General features: G+C 65.2%; 1 protein-coding gene. It reads right to left on the bottom strand.

Going from position 1 to position 842, the window contains the following annotated elements; genetic code table 11:
* A partial coding sequence (locus tag ACN2XU_RS24210; protein WP_419412896.1) for an acyl-CoA dehydrogenase family protein occupies positions 1-842 on the bottom strand: 842 nt, incomplete at both ends.

The following is an 842-nucleotide window of genomic DNA, read 5'->3' as shown; positions in this document are numbered from 1 at the left end:
AGGATCAAGGCATGGACGTCGTGCGTGCCCTCGTAGGTGTTGACCGTTTCCAGGTTCTGGGCGTGGCGCATGACGTGGTATTCGATCTGGATGCCGTTGCCGCCGTGCATGTCGCGGGCCTGGCGCGCCATGTCCAGCGCCTTGCCGCAGTTGTTGCGCTTGATCATTGAGATCATCTCCGGCGCGAAACGGCCCTCGTCGAACAGCCGCCCGACCCGCAGCGCCGCCTGCAGGCCCAGCGTGATCTCGGTCTGCATATCCGCCAGCTTTTTCTGATACAGCTGCGTCGCCGCCAGCGGGCGGTTGAACTGATGCCGGTCGAGGCCGTACTGGCGGGCGCGGTGGAAACAGTCCTCCGCGGCGCCCATAACGCCCCAGGCGATGCCGTAACGCGCGCGGTTCAGGCAGCCGAACGGCCCGCCCATGCCTTCGACATTGGGCAGCAGCGCCTCCTCGCCGACCTCCACATCGTCCATCACGATCTCGCCGGTGATCGAGGCGCGCAGGCTGAGCTTGCCGCCGATTTTCGGCGCCGACAGGCCCTTCATGCCCTTCTCCAGCACGAAGCCGCGCACCTTGTCGCCATGGGCCTCGGATTTCGCCCAGACCACAAAGACATCGGCGATCGGCGCGTTCGAAATCCACATCTTGGACCCGCGCAGCACATAGCCGCCCTCGGTCTTGATCGCGCGGGTTTTCATCCCCGCCGGGTCCGATCCGGCGTCCGGTTCGGTCAGGCCAAAGCAGCCGATGTACGCGCCCGAGGCCAGCTTGGGCAGGTACTTCTGTTTCTGCTCTTCCGAGCCGTAGGCGTAGATCGGGAACATGACCAGCGACGACTG

It is taken from the genome of Pacificoceanicola niger, from assembly GCF_048553275.1.
Classification (GTDB): domain Bacteria; phylum Pseudomonadota; class Alphaproteobacteria; order Rhodobacterales; family Rhodobacteraceae; genus Pacificoceanicola.
Note: the sequence above shows the minus strand (reverse complement) of the source record. Positions and strands in the feature narration are given on the sequence as shown.